Raw genomic sequence first — 2,949 nt, 5'->3', positions numbered from 1 at the left:
GCGTCAGGGGCGGGGAGCGGACCGGCCCGCCGCGCCGACCGCCGCGCCGACCGCGGCGAGTGACAGCAGGAAGGCCGCCGACGTCGCGGTGCCGCCCAGCAGCGGGTCGGTGAACCCGATCTGGGCGAACAGCGACACGGCCGCCGCCAGGCCGAGCCCCGCCGTGCCCCAGCCCGCTGCGGCGGGCCGGCCGCGGGCCGCCGCCAGCAGCAGCGCGCCCGCCGCGAGCAGCACCAGGCCGCCGACGAGGTTGTACGTGCCCAGGTCGAACGACGGGTCGGTGGACCCCAGGCGGTGGCCCCGCGCTTCGAGCACGTCGTCCCCGGCCGTGTACCCCACCGTGACGGCACCGGCGACCACCGCGACCGCGCCCCACACCAGCCCGAGGATCCGCGCGGACGCCGCGCGGGACCGCACCGCGTCGACGGCGAACACCCGTCCGGCCGAGGAGAACAGGATCGCCACATGGGCCCCGGCCATCAGCCAGTAGGCCCAGGGCCACTCGTGCGGCGCGTAGGCCACCGACAGGCCGATGGCCAGCGACTGGGCCACCCCGAGCAGCCCCGCCAGCCGCACCCAGGCGCCGGTCAGCAGCAGCACCGCCAGCGCGGTCTCGACGAGCAGCACCGCCCAGCCGAAGACCTCGATACGGGGCAGGACGCCGTGCTCCACGACCCAGCTGTACGGCGGGAACACCGGGTCGCTCACGGCGAACGACGTGAAGTGGAACAGCCCCTTGTCGGTGTCCTCGCCGAAGTCCGGGGGCCTCTTCCACGCCACGTTGTAGAGCCACATCGCGCCGAGCAGGACGCGCAGCAGGGCGGCGCCTGCGGCCTGCGGGCGCGGGACGTCGTCGGCTGCGGGCGCCAGGAGCCAGCGGGCGGACGTACGCGTCGTCTCACGCACCATCTCAGGCACAGCGGAACACCTCGCGTCCCGATCGGGTGGCGGCGTCCTGGACGGCGAGGGTGTCCCGTACGACGCCGAAGACCTCGGCGAGCGGCAGCGGGGATCCGGCGATCCGCAGATGCGGGTTGGTGACCGCCACCGGGTGCCACCAGGCGCCGTCCGCTGTGAGGGTCGGCTCCGGCTCCAGGCTGTCGAGGGAGACGTGCATGCCCTGTTCGGCGAAGCCCTCGTGGGCGACCGGACGGACGATCCGGTCCGCCTCGGCGATCCCCGCGTCCGTCAGCCGCCGGTGCAGCGCGTCGGCGCCCCGCGGGTCCTCGTCGTACAGCGTGGCGGCGACCCGCACCCGGAACCCGAGCGAACGGGCCAGCTCGATGCCGCCGAGCGCCCGGGTCCACGACCCCGCGCCCCGGTGCCGGTCGTGCAGCTCGGGGGTGGCCGAGTCCAGGCTGATCTGGAGGACGACGTCCCGGTCCAGCTCCTCCAGCGTCCTGCGGCGGTTGCCGCGCGCGAAGACCATGGCGTTGGTGAGGACGGTGCGCTCCAGCCCGGCCGCCGCCGCGACCAGGCCGCCCAGGTCGGGGTGGAGGAAGGGCTCGCCGCCGGTGAAGAGCACCTCCCGGCCGCCCTGGGCCAGGAACTCCCCGCACGCGGCGGAGGCCAGCTCCGGGCCGAAGCGCCGGGCCGCGGCCTTCGGCGAGGACGCGGCGCAGCAGTAGGCGCAGGCGAGGTTGCAGTCGAAGTTGGTGTAGATCCACAGCCGGTGGCCCACCGTCGTCCGCTCGCCCCGGGAGAAGACGCTGTCCGCTGCGTCGGTTGTGCCGGCGGCTTCGGCGCCGGGGGACCGGCCCGCCTTGCGCACCGCGAACCACCAGGGCCCCTCGGCCGACTCGGCGACTTCGCGGGCGACGCCGTGCCCGGTCAGCTCCGCCCAGGCGGGCAGATCGGTGACCACGCTGACCTCCGCGCTGCGCACCCCGAGGAGCTGCCCGGCCTCAAGCCGCCGCATCGCGCGGGTGATCAGCAGGAGCAGACCGCTGCCGCAGTCCATGTCGCCCCCGTCGACCAGCGCCTCGACGGCGCCCAGCGGGGTGTGCGCCGGGTCGGCGTGTGTCGGGTCGGCCATGGCGCCTCAACCTAGCGGCGCGCGGCCCCCGTGGGCAGCCGAACCGCCCTTACGGAAGTGTGACGCCACCTTCGGGTGCTATTATCCGCGCTCCATTCGGACTATCGTCCCCGCCATGATCGACGACCACGGCAGCGAGGTCAGTGGCGGTACCGACGGCGGCGCCGGCAGCGCGCGTCCCGCGGACGCCGGGTCCCGGTCGGCGTTCTGGGAGGGCGTCCACCACGGCAAGGACGTGGACGGGGTCTCCTGGTGGCAGTCGGTCCCCGGGCTCTCCCTGGGCCTGGTCGACAGCACCGGCCTCGGCCGCGAGGAGCCGATCATCGATGTGGGCGCCGGCTGGTCGACGCTCGTGGACCACCTCGTCGAGCGCGGCCACCGCGATCTGACCGCCGTGGACCTCTCGGTCACCGCCCTGCGGACCGTGCGCGAGCGGCTCGGGGACGCGGGCGAGGGCGTCACCCTCACCCCGGCCGACGTCCTCGACCTGCACCTCGGACGCGACTACGCCCTCTGGCACGACCGCGCCGTCTACCACTTCCTGACCGAGCCCGGCGAACGGGACGACTACCGCGCCTCGCTGGAGCGCCATCTGCGGCCGGACGGCCGGCTCGTCGTGGCGACGTTCGGCCCGGACGGGCCGACCACGTGCAGCGGGCTGCCCATCGTGCGCTACACCCACGCCGAACTCGCCGCCGAGTTCCCCGGCTTCGAGCTGGTCGACACCGCGGGCGAGGAGCACCGTACGCCGTGGGGCGCGGCGCAGCAGTTCACGGCTGTGCTGATGCGGCGCCGGGCGGGTTGATCCGGGGAAGGACCGCCCCGAACGCGGGGCCGAAATTTTCGGGTGGTGGCCGACGGGATCGGCGCGGGCGCAGAACACGGTTACCGTCGGGCCCCGCAATCCCCCCCGC

General features: G+C 75.0%; 3 protein-coding genes. 1 reads left to right on the top strand and 2 read right to left on the bottom strand.

What is annotated here, in order from left to right; all coding sequences use genetic code 11:
* Positions 1-3: 3 nt before the first annotated feature.
* Both G5C65_RS38745 and G5C65_RS34715 read right to left on the bottom strand, forming a co-directional pair.
* Positions 4-909, bottom strand: a complete 906-nt coding sequence (locus tag G5C65_RS38745; protein WP_420903393.1) for an Rv1678 family membrane protein — start codon at positions 907-909, stop codon at positions 4-6.
* 1 nt (position 910) lies between these two features.
* Positions 911-2,035, bottom strand: coding sequence for a radical SAM protein (locus tag G5C65_RS34715; protein WP_165303043.1), 1,125 nt, complete (start codon positions 2,033-2,035; stop codon positions 911-913).
* A gap of 115 nt (positions 2,036-2,150) precedes the next feature.
* On the opposite strand from G5C65_RS34715, the gene G5C65_RS34710 reads away from it, so the two are divergent.
* Positions 2,151-2,840 carry a class I SAM-dependent methyltransferase gene (locus G5C65_RS34710; RefSeq protein ID WP_165303042.1) on the top strand — a complete coding sequence of 230 codons (690 nt, stop codon included), beginning with the start codon at positions 2,151-2,153 and terminating at the stop codon, positions 2,838-2,840.
* Positions 2,841-2,949 lie beyond the last annotated feature (109 nt).

This window comes from Streptomyces boncukensis (assembly GCF_011045075.1).
GTDB lineage: Bacteria > Actinomycetota > Actinomycetes > Streptomycetales > Streptomycetaceae > Streptomyces > Streptomyces boncukensis.
The sequence above is the reverse complement of the archived record's forward strand: the minus strand, read 5'-3'. Positions and strand labels throughout refer to the sequence as shown.

Coding starts and splice junctions, on each gene's coding strand:
- G5C65_RS38745 (WP_420903393.1), bottom strand. CDS start 909: ATGGTGCGTGAGACGACGCGTACGTCCGCCCGCTGGCTCCTGGCGCCC.
- G5C65_RS34715 (WP_165303043.1), bottom strand. CDS start 2,035: ATGGCCGACCCGACACACGCCGACCCGGCGCACACCCCGCTGGGCGCC.
- G5C65_RS34710 (WP_165303042.1), top strand. CDS start 2,151: ATGATCGACGACCACGGCAGCGAGGTCAGTGGCGGTACCGACGGCGGC.